The sequence below is a fragment of the Bradyrhizobium sp. I71 genome (assembly GCF_022354745.1).
GTDB lineage: Bacteria > Pseudomonadota > Alphaproteobacteria > Rhizobiales > Xanthobacteraceae > Bradyrhizobium > Bradyrhizobium liaoningense.
In genome coordinates this window covers 2,252,064-2,270,859 of record NZ_CP059398.1, presented here as the reverse complement: position 1 = coordinate 2,270,859, position 18,796 = coordinate 2,252,064, and the positions used below count along the sequence as shown (strand labels likewise).

At 64.4% G+C, this 18,796-nt stretch carries 17 protein-coding genes; 6 read left to right on the top strand and 11 right to left on the bottom strand.

Annotated features, from left to right (window positions below):
* Positions 1 to 2 precede the first annotated feature (2 nt).
* Both exbD and FJV43_RS11255 read left to right on the top strand, forming a co-directional pair.
* Positions 3 to 449 (top strand): TonB system transport protein ExbD, encoded by a 447-nt coding sequence (gene exbD / locus FJV43_RS11260; protein ID WP_239627005.1) that lies wholly within the window; start codon positions 3 to 5, stop codon positions 447 to 449.
* On the top strand, positions 449 to 1,279 hold the full coding sequence (locus FJV43_RS11255) for an energy transducer TonB (protein ID WP_239627003.1): 831 nt from the start codon (positions 449 to 451) through the stop codon (positions 1,277 to 1,279). Before exbD ends, FJV43_RS11255 begins: the two co-directional genes overlap by 1 nt.
* 234 nt (positions 1,280 to 1,513) lie before the next feature.
* On the opposite strand, the gene FJV43_RS11250 is transcribed toward FJV43_RS11255, so the two are convergent.
* Both FJV43_RS11250 and FJV43_RS11245 read right to left on the bottom strand, forming a co-directional pair.
* On the bottom strand, positions 1,514 to 2,869 hold the full coding sequence (locus FJV43_RS11250) for an esterase-like activity of phytase family protein (RefSeq protein ID WP_239627001.1): 1,356 nt from the start codon (positions 2,867 to 2,869) through the stop codon (positions 1,514 to 1,516).
* Positions 2,870 to 3,018: 149 nt separating this feature from the next.
* Positions 3,019 to 4,023: an alpha/beta hydrolase gene (locus FJV43_RS11245; RefSeq protein WP_239626999.1), complete on the bottom strand. Its 1,005-nt coding sequence runs from the start codon at positions 4,021 to 4,023 to the stop codon at positions 3,019 to 3,021.
* Positions 4,024 to 4,382: 359 nt separating this feature from the next.
* Here FJV43_RS11245 and FJV43_RS11240 point away from each other — a divergent pair, with 359 nt between their 5' ends.
* Complete coding sequence (locus FJV43_RS11240; RefSeq protein WP_239626991.1) at positions 4,383 to 5,276, top strand: LysR family transcriptional regulator; 894 nt, start codon at positions 4,383 to 4,385, stop codon at positions 5,274 to 5,276.
* Here the strand turns inward: FJV43_RS11240 and FJV43_RS11235 are convergent, their stop codons facing one another.
* The 6 genes from FJV43_RS11235 to FJV43_RS11210 all read right to left on the bottom strand — a co-directional run bounded on the left by FJV43_RS11235 (position 5,277) and on the right by FJV43_RS11210 (position 11,132).
* Positions 5,277 to 5,447 (bottom strand): hypothetical protein, encoded by a 171-nt coding sequence (locus FJV43_RS11235; protein ID WP_239626989.1) that lies wholly within the window; start codon positions 5,445 to 5,447, stop codon positions 5,277 to 5,279.
* Positions 5,448 to 5,535: 88 nt separating this feature from the next.
* Complete coding sequence (locus FJV43_RS11230; RefSeq protein WP_239626988.1) at positions 5,536 to 6,507, bottom strand: MBL fold metallo-hydrolase; 972 nt, start codon at positions 6,505 to 6,507, stop codon at positions 5,536 to 5,538.
* Between the two features lie 127 nt (positions 6,508 to 6,634).
* A complete protein-coding gene (locus tag FJV43_RS11225) occupies positions 6,635 to 7,531 on the bottom strand; it encodes a carbohydrate ABC transporter permease (RefSeq protein ID WP_239626986.1) in 897 nt (298 codons plus the stop codon).
* Positions 7,524 to 8,387, bottom strand: a complete 864-nt coding sequence (locus tag FJV43_RS11220) for a sugar ABC transporter permease (protein ID WP_239629394.1) — start codon at positions 8,385 to 8,387, stop codon at positions 7,524 to 7,526. The genes FJV43_RS11225 and FJV43_RS11220 overlap by 8 nt, the downstream gene beginning before the upstream one ends.
* Before the next feature lie 268 nt (positions 8,388 to 8,655).
* Positions 8,656 to 10,002, bottom strand: a complete 1,347-nt coding sequence (locus FJV43_RS11215) for an extracellular solute-binding protein (protein ID WP_239626984.1) — start codon at positions 10,000 to 10,002, stop codon at positions 8,656 to 8,658.
* A gap of 86 nt (positions 10,003 to 10,088) precedes the next feature.
* Positions 10,089 to 11,132, bottom strand: a complete 1,044-nt coding sequence (locus FJV43_RS11210; protein ID WP_239626983.1) for a C-terminal binding protein — start codon at positions 11,130 to 11,132, stop codon at positions 10,089 to 10,091.
* A gap of 259 nt (positions 11,133 to 11,391) precedes the next feature.
* Here FJV43_RS11210 and FJV43_RS11205 point away from each other — a divergent pair, with 259 nt between their 5' ends.
* Entirely contained in the window at positions 11,392 to 13,077 is a 1,686-nt protein-coding gene (locus FJV43_RS11205; RefSeq protein WP_239626981.1) for a methyl-accepting chemotaxis protein, read from the top strand.
* A 257-nt stretch (positions 13,078 to 13,334) separates the two neighbouring features.
* Here FJV43_RS11205 and FJV43_RS11200 read toward each other — a convergent pair whose 3' ends face one another.
* Together FJV43_RS11200 and FJV43_RS11195 are read right to left on the bottom strand one after the other, a co-directional pair.
* The gene (locus FJV43_RS11200; protein ID WP_239626980.1) at positions 13,335 to 14,312 is read right to left on the bottom strand and encodes a tripartite tricarboxylate transporter substrate binding protein; all 978 of its coding nucleotides are present in this window, start codon (positions 14,310 to 14,312) and stop codon (positions 13,335 to 13,337) included.
* A gap of 196 nt (positions 14,313 to 14,508) precedes the next feature.
* The gene (locus tag FJV43_RS11195; protein WP_239626978.1) at positions 14,509 to 15,444 is read right to left on the bottom strand and encodes a DMT family transporter; all 936 of its coding nucleotides are present in this window, start codon (positions 15,442 to 15,444) and stop codon (positions 14,509 to 14,511) included.
* Positions 15,445 to 15,549: 105 nt separating this feature from the next.
* Between FJV43_RS11195 and FJV43_RS11190 the strand changes: the two genes are divergently transcribed.
* A complete protein-coding gene (locus tag FJV43_RS11190) occupies positions 15,550 to 15,939 on the top strand; it encodes a DUF1330 domain-containing protein (protein ID WP_239626976.1) in 390 nt (129 codons plus the stop codon).
* Positions 15,940 to 16,120: 181 nt separating this feature from the next.
* On the opposite strand, the gene FJV43_RS11185 is transcribed toward FJV43_RS11190, so the two are convergent.
* On the bottom strand, positions 16,121 to 17,053 hold the full coding sequence (locus FJV43_RS11185) for a DMT family transporter (protein ID WP_239626974.1): 933 nt from the start codon (positions 17,051 to 17,053) through the stop codon (positions 16,121 to 16,123).
* Between the two features lie 425 nt (positions 17,054 to 17,478).
* Between FJV43_RS11185 and FJV43_RS11180 the strand changes: the two genes are divergently transcribed.
* Complete coding sequence (locus FJV43_RS11180) at positions 17,479 to 18,771, top strand: adenylosuccinate synthase (protein ID WP_239626972.1); 1,293 nt, start codon at positions 17,479 to 17,481, stop codon at positions 18,769 to 18,771.
* The last annotated feature ends 25 nt before the right edge of the window (positions 18,772 to 18,796 follow it).

Genomic DNA, 18,796 nt, shown 5'->3' with positions numbered 1-18,796 from the left:
CCATGGCCACCAAGCTCGGCGCACGTTCGCCATCGCTGCTCGCGCGCGGTGACCCGGGCGATCTCGACGTTACCCACGAGATCAATGTCACGCCGTTCATCGACGTGATGCTGGTGCTCCTGATCATCTTCATGGTGGCGGCTCCGCTTGCCACCGTCGACATCGGCGTCGATCTGCCGGCCACCGCGGCCGAACCGGCGCCGCGGCCCGACAAGCCGGTCTTCGTCACCGTCAAGCCGGATCTTTCGATCGCGGTGGGTGAGGATATCGTGGGTCGCGACGCGCTCGGCAGCTCGCTCGATGCTGCCACCAAAGGCCGCAAGGACGAGCGCATTTATCTGCGCGCCGACAAGGCCGTTTCCTATGGCGACCTGATGGAGGTGATGAACGCCTTGCGCAATGCCGGCTATCTCAAGGTCGCGCTGGTCGGCCTCGACGGACGCAGCTGATGGCCGCGAACGCCTTCGCCCTGCACGAGCCGCTCGGCGAGCACGAGGGCGCGCGCTGGGGTGTCTCGGCGGCCGTGATCGTGGCGTTGCACGTGGCTGCCGCGCTGCTTGCGGCGAGCTGGCTCAAGTCGCAGCCCGAGCAGGGCGTCAGCCTGCCCGCGATCATGATCGACATGGCCCCGGTGACCTCGGCGCCGCAGCCGACGCAGGACGACCTCGCCCCGGGGCCGGTCATGCAAGAGGCCGACGCCTCACCGCCCGAACCCGTCCAGCAGCAGGCCGTCGAGGAGACCATCGCGCCGACGCCGCCGCAGGAGCAGCCGGATGTCGTGGCGCCGCCGGAGCGGAAGCTGGAGCCGACACCGGCCAGGCCCGAGCCGGCGAAGATCGTGCCGGTCGAAACGCCTGCCGCAGTGAAGCCGAAGGTGGTTCGCCGCGAGGCGAAGAAGCCGTCGGAGGCAACGCCCGCGCCGCGCACCAGCGCACCGCCGCGCGCCGAGCGCGAGGCGCCGATGGCATCTGCCATGAGTGCGGGTGCGACGGCCTCCGCGATTGCATCCTACAATCAACGCGTCCGCGCGCATCTGATGCGCTTCCATCAATATCCGTCAGCTGGAGGTGGCCAGCGCGGCGTCGCGAGGCTGAGCTTCACCCTCGGCCGTGGCGGGCAAGTCACGTCCAGCCGTCTCGGAGGCTCGTCCGGCGTCGCCGCCTTCGACGCGCAGGCCATGGCGATGATCCGCCAAGCCTCGCCTTTCCCGCCGTTTCCGGACGAGATCAGGACCGGCTCGATGAGTTTTACGATCCCGGTGGAGTTTACGGTGAGGTGATGATGCTCGCTCACACCCATTCACGGTCTGACGTGAAAAGGGTGCGAGGGATTGTCTCCGCGACCTCATTGAGAGATGGGACTGAAGTTCTATCGTCGTCATTGCGAGCGCAGCGAGGCAATCCAGACTGTCTCCGCGGAAAGATTCTGGATTGCGTCGCTGCGCTCGCAACGACGGGGGATGAGGCCCAGCCCTCTCCCCGCGGGTGGGGAGAGGGAGAGGAACGAACTCGTCCTACTTCGCCTTCAGGAAATCCGCGACCTCGAGCAGCACGAACTCGTTGTCGTCGGCCTTGTTGGGATCGCGGCTGGAGGAGAACGGCAGGTTGTTGTCGTTGCCGACGATGATATGGGTGTCGTCGACGCGATCGACGTTCTCGATGGTGAAGAACGGGAAGGTGTAGACGCCGTCGTTGAGCGGCTTCCGCGCCTTCTTGTCGGGATCCCTGATCTTCATCAGGTCGATATAGCCGATCTTGCGCACGGGCTTGCCGACATTTGCGTCGGAGAGCTCGATCTTGTAGACGCGCTTGAACTTGGCCAGGTCAGGGAAGCAGTTCTCGCCGCGGGTGCCTTGCGGGCAGGCCTTGTCGGCGGTGCCTTCGCCGTTGTCGCGCTCGATGATGAGGCCGGAGGCCTGATCGATCATGTTGAAGTCGCCGATGGCGTTGCCGTTCTGCTCGAACACATACTGCCAGTAGCGGCCGGTGAACTTCTCCGCGGCGACGTCGAATTCGAGGATTCGGGCGGCTTCCTTGCCGTCGACCTTCTCCCAGTCCTTCTTCTCGGCATCCCACAGCGGTCCTTCGAGCAGGCCATAGAGGAACTTGCCGTCTTTCGACGAGGCGAAGCCCTCATAGCCCTTGGAGCGGCGGAGATTGACGTTGGTGTAGGTCGCGCCCGGCGCACCCGGCGTTGCGACGGCCCAATTGTCCGGCGAGCGCACCGGCTTGCCGTCGGCGACCGTGTCGAACACGCCGAGGATCTTGCCCGACTTGTCGGCCTTCAGGACATAGGGGCCGAACTCGTCGCCGATCCAGAAAGTGTCGCCGACGATCTGGAAGCCTTCGGTGTCGAAATCGGAGCCGGTGAGATAGCGCTTCTGGCTATCCTCATGCACGATGCGGAAGGGCACCTTCTTGTCGGGATCGTGCAGGAAGATGGTCTCCTGTCGCTCGATCTTGCCGCTCGCCCAATCCATCTTGTAGCGGTTCAGGTACAGCATCGAATCCGGCGAGTTGGCGCGCGCGCCCATGCCGTTGTCGGTGATGACCCAGAAGCTACCGTCGGGCATGGTCTTGATGCCCGAATTCCCCTGGAGCGGCTGGCCCTTGAACGGCAGCGACACGCCGGTCGGTCGCTCGTAGGACTTGCCCATGACGGTGCCAAGCGCGTCGACCCGCTTGCCGGTGGTATATTTGCCTGGGGTCTTGAGATCGGCGGGTGCGTCGGCCGGCACGTCGATGAACGACTCGGCCGGCATCACCACGTGGCCGGCGAGCTTGGCCGGGAATTCGCCTTCGCCCTGCGCCAGCGCAGAACTGGCGGTGAGAATGATCGTTGCGACGGTGCTGAGAAAAGTCGCGCGCATGTGCGTCTCCTGTTGGTGGACGCACGCCTTATGCGGACGGCACGTTGCAGTTTTGTGAAGCCGGGCCAAAGGCCGCAGGCCCGGCTACTTCTTGGCGGCGAGGAGATCGGAATCGGGTTCGGTGACGCGCGATCCGATCTCGTTGCGCCTCAGGCCATCTTGCGAGCGAGGAAATCGCGGATCAGGGGCGTTACCTCGTCGAACCTGTCCTCGAGCAGGAAGTGGCCGGAGTTGATGAGATGAAACTCCACCTGGGGAAGGTCGCGCTTGTAAGGATGGGCGCCGTCGGCCGGAAAGATGAAATCACTCTTGCCCCACACGATCAGCGTCGGCGGCTTATGCTTGCGGAAGTAGGCCTGCACTGCCGGGTATAGCGGCAGATTGGTCCGGTAGTCGTAGAACATGTCCAGTTGGATCTCGTTGTTGCCGGGCCGGTCCAGCAGCGCCTGGTCATGGACCCAGTTGTCGGGCGAGATGCGGCTCACGTCGGACATGCCGTCGGTGTACTGGAATTTGGTCGTCTCCAGGGTCAGCAGCTTCATCAGCGCCTGACGGCTGCTGTCTGACCCGTCGGCCCAGTATTTCTTGATCGGATTCCAGAACTCCTTCAGTCCTTCGTCGTAGGCGTTGCCGTTCTGGACGATGAGGCCGCTGATGCGCTCGGGATGCTTGAGCGCCAGCCGCCAGCCGACTGGCGCGCCGTAGTCCATGACGTACATCGCGTAGCGCTTGACGCCAAGCTGGTCGAGCAGACCATCGACGAGCTCGCCGAAACGATCGAACGTATACTTGAATGTCGCGCGCGGCGGCATGTCGCTCTGCCCGTAGCCCGGGTAGTCGGGAGCGATCACGTGGTACCGGTCGGCCAGCGCCGGAATCAGGTTGCGGAACATGTGCGACGAAGTCGGAAAGCCGTGCAGCAGCAGCACCACGGGTGCATCCTTCGGCCCTGCCTCCCTGTAGAAGATCTTGATCCCGTCGACGGTCCTGGTCCGATGGTATGTGACGGGATAGCCCGCGGCTCCGGCGTGATCGCGCTGCGGTTTCGCCGCGGCAGCCGGCGCAGCCGCGGCAACGGCAACTCCGGACAAGCCAAGGACGAGGTGTCGGCGATCGAGGCCGGCTGATGGGCGTGTGATGTTCTCGGTACTCATGTCGATCTCCCAGTCAAAATCGGTGATGATTGTATTCGTCGGTACCCGCAGGCCCGGCGCTGCATTCTGCGATGACGTCGTCAAAGCGGCCGGTGGACTTGTGCTCGGCGGCTTGTGGCTGGTGCGCCGGAGGATGCCGAAGGCAGATCCAAATCCACGCTGTCTTCGCGCGTGAGGCCGAGATGTCGGAATTGCGAGCAGCCGAATGATGTCCGGCGTTCGTCGAATGATCGTTTTCCAGGCACCTTCCAGCCGTCCATTCCAAAGTCCGCAGCAAGCTTCGGGTAACCGATTGCGACCGCCGGGATCAGTCCATATGATCGAGAAGCAACTTCTCAGGTTACGGAAAGACGCGTCTGATGGACCGGCTGGAGGCGATGTCGGTGATCATCGCCGTCAATGAAACAGGAAGCTTCTCGGCAGCCTCCCGGCGCCTGAGGATGCCGGTCGCAACGGTCAGCCGGACGGTTGCCGAGCTTGAGACGCGGCTGAACGCCCAGCTGTTTCAGAGGTCGTCGCGCCAGATGACGCTGACCGATGCGGGACGATCCTATATCGAGGCCTGCAAGCGGATCATCGAGCAGGTGGACGATGCCGAGAGGGAGGTCTCCGGCGAGTACAGAAGTCCGAGGGGCGATCTCGCGGTGACGGCGCCGTGGGGACTGGGCCACATGCACCTTCTGCCGATCGCGCTCGAGTTCATGGAGGCTTATCCCGAGATCGCGCTGCGGCTCGTCCTTACCGATCGCATCGTCAACACCGTCCACGAGAATATCGATGTGTCGATTCGAATCGGCAGTCTGCCGGACAGCAACCTGATCGCGATGCGGGTCGGCTCGGTGCGGTTCGTGCTCTGCGCCAGTCCCGGATATCTCGCGAAGCGGGGGCACCCGAGCGAGCCCGCAGATCTCGCGTCGCACGATTGTATCGGCGTCGATAGCCATGCGGCGCAGAAGAGCTGGAAGTTCGTCAAGGACGGCAGCGAAGTCACGGTGCCGATACGGTCGAGATTGACGGTGAGCGACTCGGAAGCGGCGGTCGAAGCTGCCGTCGCAGGTGCCGGCGTCACGCGCGTGATGTCCTATAAGATGGAGGCTGCGCGACGTTCCGGCAAGCTCGTCCTCATGCTGGAGGAATTCGAGCAGGCGCCCTGGCCGGTGCATATCATCTACGCGGAGCGAAAGCCCGCTCCGCTCAAGCTCCGCGCCTTTCTGGATTGGGCCACGCCGCGCCTCAAGGCGCGGCTGGCCTAGCTATTCCTTCACCGCGCTTGGGGCCTTGAGATCGGCCGGCGCGTCGATGAACGACTCGGCCGGCATCACCACGTGGCCGGCGAGCTTGGCCGGGAATTCGCCCTCGCTCTGCGCCAGCGCAGAACTGCGGTGAGAATGATCGTTGCGACGGTGCTGAGAAAAGCCCCGCATGTGCGTCCCCTCTTGGCGGACGCACGCCTTCGGACGGCACGTTGCAGTTTGTGAAGCTGGGCCAAACGCCGCAGCTGCCCGCAGCACGTCACACGCCTTCGTAGACCAGCCTGGTGAAATAGCCGGGATCGACGACGAACTGCCCCCATTTCGCGTCGAACGCTGCGGTCGGCTTGGCAGCAACGGCCTCGTCCCTCGTCTTTCCCTGCTTCTTGAGGTTGCCGACGTTGTCGCGGATGGCAACGAGCATGTCGCGGAATTCTTGGAGTTCGGCCTTGTTGCTAACGGGTTTGCCGTGGCCAAGAATGATGATGGTATCGCTCTTGGCCGCGGCGAGATTGGCGTCGGACGCCGAGATCATGCCATCGATGCTGCCGCCGGTGGAATAGTCGATGAAGGGATATATGCCGTTCCAGTAGGTATCGCCCGCATGCAGGATATTGGCCTCGGCGAACGAGACGGAAACGTCGCTATCGGTATGTGCGGTTCCGTAGTGCTTAAGCGAAATCGATGCGCCGTTGAGCTTCAGCCTGTGCTCCTTGGCGAAGACCTCGGCCGGAAGGGCACCGGCGGGCGCGGGGAGGAAATTGTAGTCCCAGTCCTCGACTCGCTGGATGCCAGAAAGATGCTTGCGGGTGTTCTCGTGGGCTACGATCTTCGCACCCGCCGCATGCAGCCACTCATTGCCGTCGGCATGGTCGAAGTGCCAGTGCGTGTTGATCAGATGCGTGACCGGCTCGCCGCCGAGTTCGGCCAGCGCCTTGCTGAGCTGCGGCCGTGATACGCCGATTCCGGCATCGACCAGCACCTTGCCGTCTGGCCCGGTCAGGACGGCGATGTTGCCTCCGGACCCCTCAAGCACGCTGATGTTGTTGCGCAGCTTGTAGGTCGTGATGGGCGCTGTTGCCGCGCTGTCCTTGATCAGGCTGACGATGCCTCGGGCCTCGGCATAGGCCTGGCGCGGCGTGAGCCAGCCCGCGGTGGCCGCGAACGCTGCGCCGCCGACGCAACACAAGCAGAAGCCTCGTCTGGACAACGAATCGAGTCTTGGCGATGCCATGCAATTCTCGCTTTTCGCGCGACCATCGACGGCGCCAACGATCGACCCCGCCTTCCGCGTGGCAGGTGGGACCGAAACAGTGGAGCGGTCTATCACGATCGCACGATCGCTCGCGCGAAGCCGTCGTCTATTCCTTCACCGCGCCGGTCAGCGACGAGACGTAGTAATCCACGAACAGCGAGTAGAAGATCGCGACCGGCAGCGAGCCGAGCAGCGATCCCGCCATCAGTGCGCCCCACTGGTAGACGTCGCCGGTGACGAGCTCGGTCAGGATCGCGACCGGCACCGTCTTGTTGGCGCCGCTCTGGATGAAGGCGAGCGCGTAGATGAACTCGTTCCAGGACAGCGTGAAGGAGAAGATGCCGGCCGAGATCAGGCCGGGCACCGCGAGCGGCAGCGTGATCCGCCGCAGGATCTGGAGCCGTGTCGCGCCGTCCACCAGCGCGCATTCCTCGAGCTCGTAGGGGATCGACTTGAAATAGCCGATCAGGAGCCAGGTGCAGAACGGCACCAGGAAGGTCGGATAGACCAGGATCAGGGCAAGCGGCGAGTCGAACAGGCCGAACTGCACCACGACGGTGGCGAGCGGAATGAACAGGATCGACGGCGGCACCAGATAGGCGAGATAGATGCCGAGGCCGACATAGGGGCTGCCGCGGAAGCGCAGCCGTTCGATGGCGTAGGCGGCCAGCGTGCTCGCGATCAGCGATAGCGTGGTCGAGCCGACCGCGACCAGCATCGTCGTCGTCAGCCAGCGCGGATAGGCGGTGTTGAACAGCAGGTGCTTGATGTGGGCGAGCGTCGGCGAGGAGATCCAGAACGGGTTGTTGTCCTTGTAGTTCATCAGCTCCGCGTTCGGCTTGAACGAGGTGATCGCCATCCAGTAGAACGGAAACAAGAGGATCAGCACGAAGCAGCCGAGCGGCAGGTAGATCATCATCAGCCGCCGCAGCCCGGAATCCCAGGCCATGGTGTCGGGCGGGGCTTTGGCATCCGCGGTCGGTTGCGCGACGGTGTCAGTCATTGGCCTCTCCCTGCTGCCATTTGCGGCGCGCCAGGCCGAAATAGGAGAACAGCGTCGCGAACACCAGGAACGGGATCATCGAAACCGCGATCGCCGCGCCTTCGCCGAGCTCGCCGCCGGCGATGCCGCGCTGGAAGGCCAGCGTCGCCAGCAGATGCGTCGAGTTCACCGGGCCGCCGCGGGTGATGGCGTAGACCAGCTGGAAGTCGGTGAAGGTGAAGATGATCGAGAAGGTCATGACGATGGCGAGGATCGGCATCATCATCGGGAAGGTGATGTAGCGGAAGCGCTGCCAGGCGCTGGCTCCGTCGAGCATCGCGGCCTCGTAGAGCGAGGGCGAGATGGTCTGCAGGCCCGCCAGCAGCGAGATCGCGACGAAGGGAATGCCGCGCCAGATGTTGGCGGCGATCAGCGAGAAGCGCGCTGGCCAGGGCGAGCCGAGGAAGTCGATATTGCTCGACCGCCAGTGCAGTACGTCGACCAAAAGATAGGAAATGATCGAGAACTGCGGATCGTAGATCCACCAGAACGCCAGCGCCGAGAGCACCGTCGGCACGATCCATGGCAGCAGGATGATCGCACGCAAGAGGCTCTTGAACGGAAAATGGTTGTTGAGCAGGAGCGCCAGCCAGAAGCCGAGCGCGAACTTCCCGAAGGTCGCGACTCCCGTATAGAGCACGCTGTAGAACACTGCGTTCCACCACAAGGGATCGGTGAGCAGATACTGGAAGTTTTCCAGGCCGACATAGGTGCCGCGCCGGCCGATCGTGGTGTCGGTGAAGGCGAGCCAGATGCCGAGTCCGAGCGGATAGGTCAGGAACACGGTGAGCAGCCCGATCGCGGGCGCGAGGCACATCACGATCAGGAACGGCTTGTAGTCGAACAATCGCACGATCCAGTTCGGCTGCCGGGCCAGCGCGCTGTGCGTTGAAAGAGCGGTTACGGACATCGGACCTTTGTCTCTTCAGGGCTCCAAGCTCATTCCGGGGCGATGCGCAGCATCGAACCCGGAATCTCGAGATTTCCCGGTGCGCATTTGCGCACCTGAGGTCTGGTGCTTGCGCACCATCCCGGAATGACGGCTCGTCATTGCTCCTCGCAATGACGGCCGCATTATCGGGACGTTACTTCGCGGCTTGCCGCCGGAAGTACCGCTTGCAGCGCTGCTCGGCCTCTGCTGCGGCGGCCTCCGGAGTGGCAGCGCCGGTTGCGACGGACGCGAACATCTGGATCAGCACGTAGTCGGCGCTGACGGCACCCGTCGCCGTCGAGATCGGGCCCTTGTAGCCGTCGTAATAGGTGCTGTTCATGGTGTCCTTGAACAGCTTCACCTTGGGATCCTGCGACCACACGGCAGCCTCGGCATAGGCGGCCAGCGGCTGGGACCAGTAGCCGGAGTTGGCATTGAGCCACGGCTCGTACTGGTCCTTTTCCAGCATGTATTGCAGGAAGGCTTTGGCGGCGTTGGGGTACTGGCTGTGCTTGAACGCCATGGCGTTCAGGGTCAGGCCGGCCATGGGCGAGATCTTCGCAACACCCTTGGGCAGCAGCTGATGCTCGCTGTCCTCGGCAATCGCCTTGGTTGCCGGGTCGTTCTTCAGCGAGAAATACAGCGAGACGCCGTTGGCGGTCAGCGAGATCTCCTGCGAGGAGTAGGCGCGGTTGTTGCTGACGTCGTTCCACGACGGCGTGCCGGCGATGAAGGTCGGATAGAGCTGCTTGACCCAGTTCAGCGCGGCGATCGTCTCCTTGCTGTTGATGACGACGTTGCCTTCCTCGTCGAGCAGGGAGCCGTTGTGCGACCATAGCGCCCAGTTTGCGAAGCCGTTGCCGTCGCCCTTGGCGTTGCCGAGCGCAAAGCCGGCCGGTTTGCCGGCCTTGTGCAGCTTCTGGCACAGGTCGAGAATCCCGGCATGGTCTTCCGGCACCTTGTCGAAGCCGACCGATTGAAGGATCGACTTGCGGTAGATCAGGGGGCCCGCGGTGGCACCGAACGGTAGTCCGATCCAGGCGTCGCTCTTGTTCTTCTTGCCATAGCGTTGCGCCAGCGGCAGCCAGCCGCCATACCGCTTGCCGACATAGTCGGCGACGTCGGTCAGCTCGATCAGCTTGTCGATGTAGATGTGCGGCGCATCCGAGAAGCCGATGATGATGTCGGGACCGGCGCCGGAATTGGCGGTCACCGCGGTCTGCTGGTTGATGTCTTCCCAGCCGACGAAGTCGACCTTGACCTCGACCCCGGTCTCCTTGGTAAACTTTGCCGCGTTGGCGCGGAACACGTCCTCGTCGGCCTGGACGAAGCGCACCGGGCGCAGCATGCGCAAGGATGCGCCCTTCTCGATCTCGCGCTTGGGTGCCGCCACGTCGGCGGCCTTGATATTGGATGTTTGCGCTGCAGCACCGGTGGCTGCGAGCGTTGCAGCGGACAGGCCCAGCGCCAAGGCGTCACGACGTGTAATGTCGTTCCTCATCGGTTCCTCCCTATGATGTCTCCCTTCCCGGCGTTGATCGCCGGTGAAGGGCCGTTTCGGTCGTCGGCGCGTTCTACGCCGCCCGCCTAGCTGTTCGGTCCCCGGTCCATGCTGACGGGCTGCCAGCGGCGGAGCGCGGTGTTCTGCAGCACCGACGGATTGACGCAGCTTACCGGCCACATGCCCTGAAGCACCAGTGACAATTCGTAGCCCACGCGGCGCTTGCGTGCCTCGTCAAACCGTGCCGAGGCCGACGCCACATGGGCGGTCAGGGTCACGTTCTCCATGCCGAGCAGCGGATTGTTGTGCGAGGGCGGTTCCTTCTCCAGAACGTCGAGGGCGGCGTGCGCGATCCAGCCCTCTTGCAATGCCTTGATCAGGCTCTCCTCGTCCACGGTGGCGCCGCGACCCGTGTTGATGAAGATCGAACCCTTCTTCATCTGCCGAAAATGCTTCTCCGTCAGCATGTGATGCACCTCGGGGCGGGCCGGTGCGTGCATCGACACAAAGTCGGATTGCGACAACACCTCGTTCAGCGTCGCCGGGATCACGCCGTGGTCGTACATCAGGGTTTCCTGGATGAACGGATCATAGGCCATCATGCGCAGGCCGAACGGCGCCGCGCGCTTCGCAACTGCACGCGCCACGCGGCCGAACGAGATGAAGCCGAGCGTCTGGCCCATCAGCCTCGGGATCTTGAGCAGCGCCGGCCGGCCCTCGGCCCAGCGGCCGCTGCGCACCATCCTGTCCTGCTCGACCAGGCGACGGAAGCCCGCGAGCAGCAGCATCATGGCGTGGTCGGCGACCTCCTCGATGAAGGTGTCGGGGATGTTGGTGACGGGAATGCCGCGCGCGGTGGCGGCCTTGACGTCGACACTGTCGACGCCGACCGAGCCGAGGGTGATGACCTTGCAGCTCTCGAGCGTGTCGATTATCGACTTGGTGATCGGGATGCCCTTGGCGTAGATGGCGTCGGCATTCTTCGCGGCGGCGATGAACCCGGCCTCGTCGGCGGGCGCCTCGACGATCTCGGCATCGATCGGATCGAGCGCCTCGCGCTCATAGGAGTAATCGCTGCCCGCGACGGTGAAGCTCGCACCCTTCGGCGTCACCACCCTGTATTTCGGCATTTTCCGCTCCCGATTTGGTTTGTCGGTTCTTGTTGTGACCCGCCTCCGCGGGCAGGCCTGTGCGTCTTTTACGCGAAATCGATGCCGTCGCGTACAATTCACGGTTGTCGGGGGAGATAAATCTGCCGTTTCCGGCGACTGCGTCAGGGTTTCTACGGAGGCACGTAAGTAAGTTGCTAAGGGCTCCCGCACTAAAAGTTGATTCGATTTTAGTCGTTCTCGTCGCGCGCCCGTATCCCATCATTGCCGGAGCCAAACCGTGAAATTGAGTAATCTGAAGATCGCCCCGAAGCTCGGCATTCTCGTCGGCGTCACGCTGTTGGGGCTCTGCTTCTCCGGCGTCCTCGCCGGCTACCTGATGAAGCAGGAGATGGTGAGCGCACGCATCGACCAAGCCAAGGCGATCGTGGAGATGGCGCGCAACTATGCTGCCGCGCTCAAGAAGCGCGTCGACGCCGGCGAGATGACGAAGGACGCGGCGATGGCCGAGCTTCGCCGCTACGGCAACGCGATGACCTACGACAACGGCGCCGGCTACCTGTTCGGCACCTCATACGACGGCATCACCCAGCTCGCGCCCGATCCGAAGGTGATCGGTGCGAACCGCATGGACGTCATGACCAACGGCCGCAAGCTGTCCGTCGAGCTGATGGACGGCGTCAAGGCCAACGGGTCGATCCTGCTGCATTATGAATATATGAAGCCCGGTCAGGAGAAGCCGATCCGCAAGATCGGTTACGCGGTCGCGGTGCCCGGTCTCGACATGTATCTCGGCACCGGCGCCTATCTCGACGACATCGATGCCAAGATGGGGCCGGTCTACTGGATGCTCGGCATTGCAATGCTCGGCATCGTCATCGTTGCCGGCGGCGTCGCCTGGCTGATCGGTCGCGGCATCAGCCGCCCGCTGGCGCTGCTCGGCGCCCGCATGAAGGACCTCGCCGACGGCAAGCTCGAGGGCGACATTCCGGGCGTCGGCCGCGGCGACGAGGTCGGCGCGATGGCCTCGACCGTGCAGATCTTCAAGGACAACGCGGTTCGCATCCGTGCCCTCGAGAAGACCGAGGCCGATGCCAAGGAGCGCGCCGCGGCGGAACGTCGCAGCGCGATGGAGGAGATCGCCAACGACTTCGAACGCAGCGTCAACGGCATCGTCCGCTCGGTCTCCTCGGCCGCCGCCGGCATGCAGACGACGGCGCAGTCGATGACGGCAACCGCCAGCGACGCCTCCTCGCGTGCCGCGACGGTCGGCGCTGCCTCGCAAAAGGCCTCCGGCAATGTCGGCACGGTCGCGGCAGCCGCCGAAGAGCTGTCGAGCTCGGTTGCGGAAATCTCCCGCCAGGTCACCCGCTCGACCGAGGTCGCGAGCCGCGCCGTCAGCGACGCCGAGCGCACCAACGCCACCGTGCAGGTGCTCTCGACCGGCGCCGAGAAGATCGGCGAAGTCGTCAAGCTGATCCATTCGATCGCCGCGCAGACCAACCTGCTCGCGCTCAATGCCACCATCGAGGCGGCACGTGCCGGTGAATCCGGCCGCGGCTTCGCGGTCGTCGCCTCCGAAGTCAAGGCGCTCGCCAACCAGACGGCGAAGGCGACCGAGGAGATCTCCGCGCAGGTCGCGGCGATGCAGACCTCGACCAGCGACGCGGTCACGGCCATCTCCGGCATCACCCAGACCATCGCCGAGATGAGCGAGATCACCGCGGGCATTTCCGCATCGATCGAGCAGCAGGGCGAGGCGACCCGCGAAATCGCCCGCAACATCCAGTCGGTCGCGGCCGGATCGAACGAGATCAACGCCAATATCGGCAGCGTCACCTCGGCTGCGGAAGCAACCGGCACGGCGGCCACCGACGTGCTCACCAACGCCCGCGAGCTGGACAGCCAGTCCGGCGCGCTGCGCAGCGCGGTGGACGGCTTCCTCGCCAAGGTGCGCACGGCGTAAGCTCAACACGAGAGCTTTGCCATCAACTCCGACGTCATGCCCGGGCTTGTCCCGGGCATCCACGTTCTCGGGCACCGCGCGCGGATATCCGTGGATGGCCGGGACAAGCCCGGCCATGACGGAGAATGCGGAGTACGCTGAACTCGTACGGTGGGCAAAGACGCGAAGCGTCGTGCCCACCTTTTCTTTTTGAGCTCGTCGAGATGTCGGTGGGCACGCTACGCTTTGCCCACCCTGCGAGAGCCGTGCCGTGGACTCTACTGCTTCTCGATCTTCGCGTTCGTGATCAGCTTCTCCCACAGCACGAGCTGCTCGTTCACGAACGTGCCGAGCTGTTCCGGCGTCCCCGAGAACGCGTCCATGCCGAGCGTGGCGAGCTTGGCCTTGATCTCCGGATTCTCGACGATCTTCCTGATCTCGGTGTTGAGCCGGGTCACGATCTCCTTCGGCACGCCGGCCGGCCCGAAATAGCCCTGCCAGGACGAGATGTCGAAGTCGGGCACGCCGGCCTCCTGCATCGAAGGCAGGTGCGGCACCAGCGGCGAGCGATCCTTGGTGGTGACGGCGAGCGCGCGCAGGGCGTTGCCGTTGACGTGGGGCAGGCCGGTCAGGATGTCCACGAACATCATCGAGACGCGGCCGCCCATGACGTCGTTGAGCGCCGGCGGCGAGCTCTTGTAGGGCACGTGCAGGAGGTCGAGCCCGGCATTGTGCGCGAAGGTCGCGCCCGAAACGATCGCCGACGACGAGCCCGAAGCGTAGCTCAGCTTGCCCGGATTGGTCTTGCCGTAGGCGACGAGCTCGGCGACGGACTTGGCCGGCACTTCCGGATTGATGACCAGCATGAACGGCAGGTCGCCGGTGCGCGCGATCGGGGTGAAATCCTTGACCGGATCGTAGGTGAGACTCTTGAGCAGATAGGGATTGGCCGAATGCGTGGTGTTGGTCGTCACCAGCAGCGTGTAGCCGTCGGGAGCGGCCTTCGCGACATAGGTCGCCGCGAGCATGCCGTTGGCGCCGGCCTTGTTCTCGATCACGATGCCGACGCCGAGCGCCTGCGACAGATGCTGCGAGATCAGCCGCGTCGTGGTGTCGGTGCCGCTGCCGGCCGCGAACGGCAGCACCAGCGTGATGTTACGGCTCGGATAGTTGTCGGCCTGAGCCGTGGATGCTGCGGCGAGGCAGAGTACGGCCGCGCCGACGGTCCGCAGGTTTCGAATCAACGCTGAAATCATATTTGGTCGTTCCCTCTTTTTCGTTGGCGGGGAACCTAGCGTCTCTACGTTGAAATCGGAAGACGGGAGTTTGTCTCGTGCCCCGGACGCTGCGCAGCACGAAGTGATGCGCTGCAGAGCCGGGCCATGCTGCGGCGAACTGGGTCCCGGGTCTGCGCTTCCGGGACGCGAGAGCGCTCACGTCCGTCACGCGGAATTACTTCACTGCCGAGCCCTGGCGCGATGCGATCACGACGCCGGCGAGCACCAGCACGTAGCCGATCAGGTGAAACGCTTGCAGCTTTTCGCCCAGCAGCAGGATCGCCATCGCCGAGCCGAATACCGGCACCAGATGGAAGAACGGCGCCGCCCGGTTCGGCCCGATCAGCGCCACCCCGCGGTTGAAGAAGAGGTAGGCGAGGGTGGAGGGAAAGATCAGGATGTAGCCCAGCGTCGCCAGCGTGATCAGGTCGAATTGCAGCACGCGGCCGCTGGCGCCCTCCCAGATCGCCGTCGGCAGCAGCATCGTCGCGCCGCAGCAGGTGGTGAAGGACAGGAAGGAGAGCTGATGGATCTTCGGCCGCCGCGGGATGAAGGCGGAGTAGATGCCGAATGCCACCAGCGAGGAGGCGAACATGATGTCGCCCCTGTTGAAGCTGATGCTCTTGAGCGCGGCCAGATCGCCGCGAAGGATGATGATCAGCACGCCGAGAAGCGAGATCGCGATGCCGCCGAGCTGCGCGCTCGTCAGCCGCACGCCGAACAGCACCAGCGACCACAGCGCCACGAACAGGGGGCCTGCCGACTGGATCAAGAGCGCGTTCAGCGCCTCGGTGTATTGCATCGCCCAGTACGAGATCGCGTTGTTGAAGGCAAAGCCGACCAGCGACAGGAACAGCATCAGCGGCAGGCTCCTGCGCAGGGCGGGCCAGTCGCGCTTCAGATGCGGCCAGGCGAACGGCAACAGGATCAGGAACACACCGTACCAGCGGATCGTGGTCACCGTCAGCGGCGGCACATGTGCGCCGACATGGCGTGCGAGCACGATGTTGCCGGCCCAGAACAGCGAGGTCAGGCTGAGCAGCAGATAAGGCTGGTTGTTGAGCCAGCTGGCCGGATTCGAGGCCGGTGGCGCGGGCGAAGCGGTCGTCATTGGCGTTGCATGCGAGCTTGCGCCGGTTTGTCGTTGTGACACAAGTCACAGGGCCGCAATGCTACAATGCAGGCATGACCCGAGGAGGTGCCATTGGCGGTCAATATGTTGAACATTGAGGGCCTGGAGCAACTCGATGCGCAGGCGCCGGTGGTGATGCTGAACCTGATGCGTTTCCATGCGCGTTCGCGCGACGGCGACGGGTCCGGCTGGGATGCTTATCTTCGCTACAGCGCGATCACGGTGCCGATGATCAGGGCACGCGGCGGCACGCTGCTCTGGACCGGCGAGGTCAAGACGGTCGCGCTCGGTCCGCACGACGGCAACGAATGGGACTTTGTGGCGCTGGTCTATTATCCGACGGTCGCGGCCTTCCTCGACATGATGACGTCGGAGGCTTACGAGCGCGAGGCCGATCCGCATCGCGTCAACGGCTGCGCCGAGCATGTCATCATCGCCACCAGCGAAGCCTACAGCAAGTTCAAGGTGAGGTAGGCTGTCCGTCGCGCGGCGCGCTTCTTCCCCACTCCCCTTGTGGGAGAGGGTGGCTCGCCGCGAAGCGGCGAGACGGGTGAGGGGTTTCTCTCCGCGAGTCCAACTCTCATTGGAATGTGCGTATGGATACCCCTCATCCGGCGCTTCGCGCCACCTTCTCCCACAAGGGGAGAAGGAAGAGCTAGGTCGCCTGCTTCCTTGACGCTGCGAACACGCCCGCCAGCACCAGCGCGAAGCCGATGAAGTGGAACGCCTGCGGGTGTTCGCCCAGAAACGCCATTGCCATGATCGAACCGAACACGGGCACGACATGGAAGAACGGCGCGGCGCGGTTGGCGCCGATCAGGCGCACGCCGCGATTGAAGCAGAGATAGGCGAGCGCCGAGGGGAAAACGGCGACGTAGAACAGGGTCAGCAGGTTCGGCCCGTCGAGCTTCATGACCGGGCGTGCGGACAGTTCCCAGATCTCCAGCGGAATGAGACAGGCGGCGCCGCAGCCGAAGGTGAAGGCGAGGAACGAGAGGCCGTGCATCGGCGGCCGCTTCAGCGTCAGCACCGAATAGAGCGCGAAGATCAGGAGCGCGAGGAGGAAGATCAGGTCGCCCTTGTTGAAGTCGATGTTCGACAGCGTGGTGAAATCGCCGTGCAGCAGGATGGTCAGCACGCCGCACATCGACAGCAGCACACCGAAGGCCTGCGCCGCGGTGAGCCGGATGCCGAGAATGACCAGCGACCACAGCGCCACGAGCAGCGGCGCGGCCGATTGCAGCAGCAGCGTATTGAGCGCCTGGGTATGCTCCAGCGCCCAATATTGCAGCGTGTTGAAGGCGCCGATGCCGGTGACCGAGAGCGTGATCATCAGGCCGAGCTTGCCGCGGATCGCCGGCCAGTCCTGCACGAGGTGCTTGAAGGCAAACGGCAGGACCAGCAGGAAGGCGAAGAACCAGCGCAGGAACGACAGCGTGACCGGCGGAATGTGGCCGGCGGCGAGCCGTCCGACGATGGCGTTGCCGGCCCAGCACAGCGCGGTAATGCTGAGCAGCAGATAAGGCTGGTTGGCGATCCAGCTGTGTCCGGATGTTTCCGCGCTCGTGGTGTGGCCGGTGGCGGACATGTGGCTGTTGGGGCCCCGCGTGGAATACGCCGAAGCCTCCGGCCCGGCGAGACCCGGGCCGGCTGATCACCCGGCGCTGTCCAAAGACACGGAAATCGAGGTTGCATCAATGGGGCGCGGACGCATCGCGACCATGCAGCGGCGAAGGCGGCCTCTCGCGCTTTGGTCGAAGCCATCGCGCCGGCCCGGAAGGTTTCTGGATTTTCGGGGGATATCAAAGGCTTGGAGTGCGCGTTGAGCCTGAAAAAAGCCCCGTTCTTGCTTGCCTAGAGGGGCTGCTTCCTTTATCCGGTTGGGCTGCCTCGCGTGCGAACGGCCTCGGCCGGGAATTGGGCTGGGCGCAGGCATGATCCCGGAAAAGTGGATCCCGGTTTTCCGTTCGGATCATGCCACTTACAGAGAAATCTTCGAAGGATTACCCGCGCATGGCCAATGTTGTCGTCGTCGGCGCCCAGTGGGGCGACGAAGGGAAGGGCAAGATCGTCGACTGGTTGTCGGAGCAGGCGGATATCGTCGTCCGCTTCCAGGGCGGTCATAACGCCGGCCACACGCTGGTGATCAACGGCAAGACCTACAAGCTCGCGCTGCTGCCCTCCGGCGTGCTGCGCGAGGGCAAGCTGTCGGTGATCGGCAACGGCGTGGTGTTCGATCCCTCCGCCTTCCTCGACGAGGTCACCAAGCTCAGGGCGCAGGGCGTTGCGGTCTCTCCGGACAATCTGCGCGTCGCCGAGAACGTCACGCTGATCCTGCCGCTGCACCGCGAACTCGATGCGCACCGCGAATCCGCCAGCGCCGCGACCGCGATCGGCACCACCCGTCGCGGCATCGGGCCTGCCTATGAGGACAAGGTCGGTCGCCGCGCCATCCGCCTGATGGACCTCGCCGACCTCGACACGCTCCCGCACAAGATCGACCGGCTTCTGGCCCACCACAACGCGCTGCGCCGCGGGCTCAATCTGCCGGAGTTCGACGGCAAGGAGATCCTGAAGGAACTGACCGCGCTGGCGCCGCAGCTGCTGCCCTATGCCGAGACGGTGTGGCGGCTGCTCGACATCAAGCGGCGCGAAGGCAAGCGCATGCTGTTCGAGGGCGCACAAGGCGCGCTGCTCGACGTCGACCACGGCACCTATCCTTACGTCACCTCGTCCAACACGGTGGCGGCGCAGGCCGCGACCGGCGCCGGCCTCGGGCCGGGCGCGGTCGGCTACGTGCTCGGCCTGTGCAAGGCCTACACAACCCGCGTCGGGCAGGGCCCGTTCCCGACCGAGCAGGACAACGAGATCGGCCGCAAGATCGGCGAGCGTGGCCGCGAGTTCGGCACCAATACCGGCCGTCCGCGCCGCTGCGGCTGGTTCGACGCCGTGCTGGTCCGCCAGGCGGTCCGGACCTGCGGCATCAACGGCCTCGCGCTGACCAAGCTCGACATCCTCGACGGCTTCGATTCGATCGAGGTCTGCACCGGCTACAGGCTCGACGGCAAGGAGATCGACCATTTCCCGGCCGGCGAGGGCGCCCAGGCCCGGGTCGAGCCGATCTACGAGACCATCGAGGGCTGGAAGGAGCCGACCGCCAGCGCGCGGTCCTGGGCCGACCTGCCGGCCCAGGCCATTAAATATGTCCGGCGGATCGAGGAATTGGTGGGGTGCCCGGTCGCGCTGCTTTCCACCAGCCCCGAACGCGAAGATACTATCCTCGTGCAAAATCCGTTTGAGGCTTAACGATATCTTACCGGGACGCGCGTAT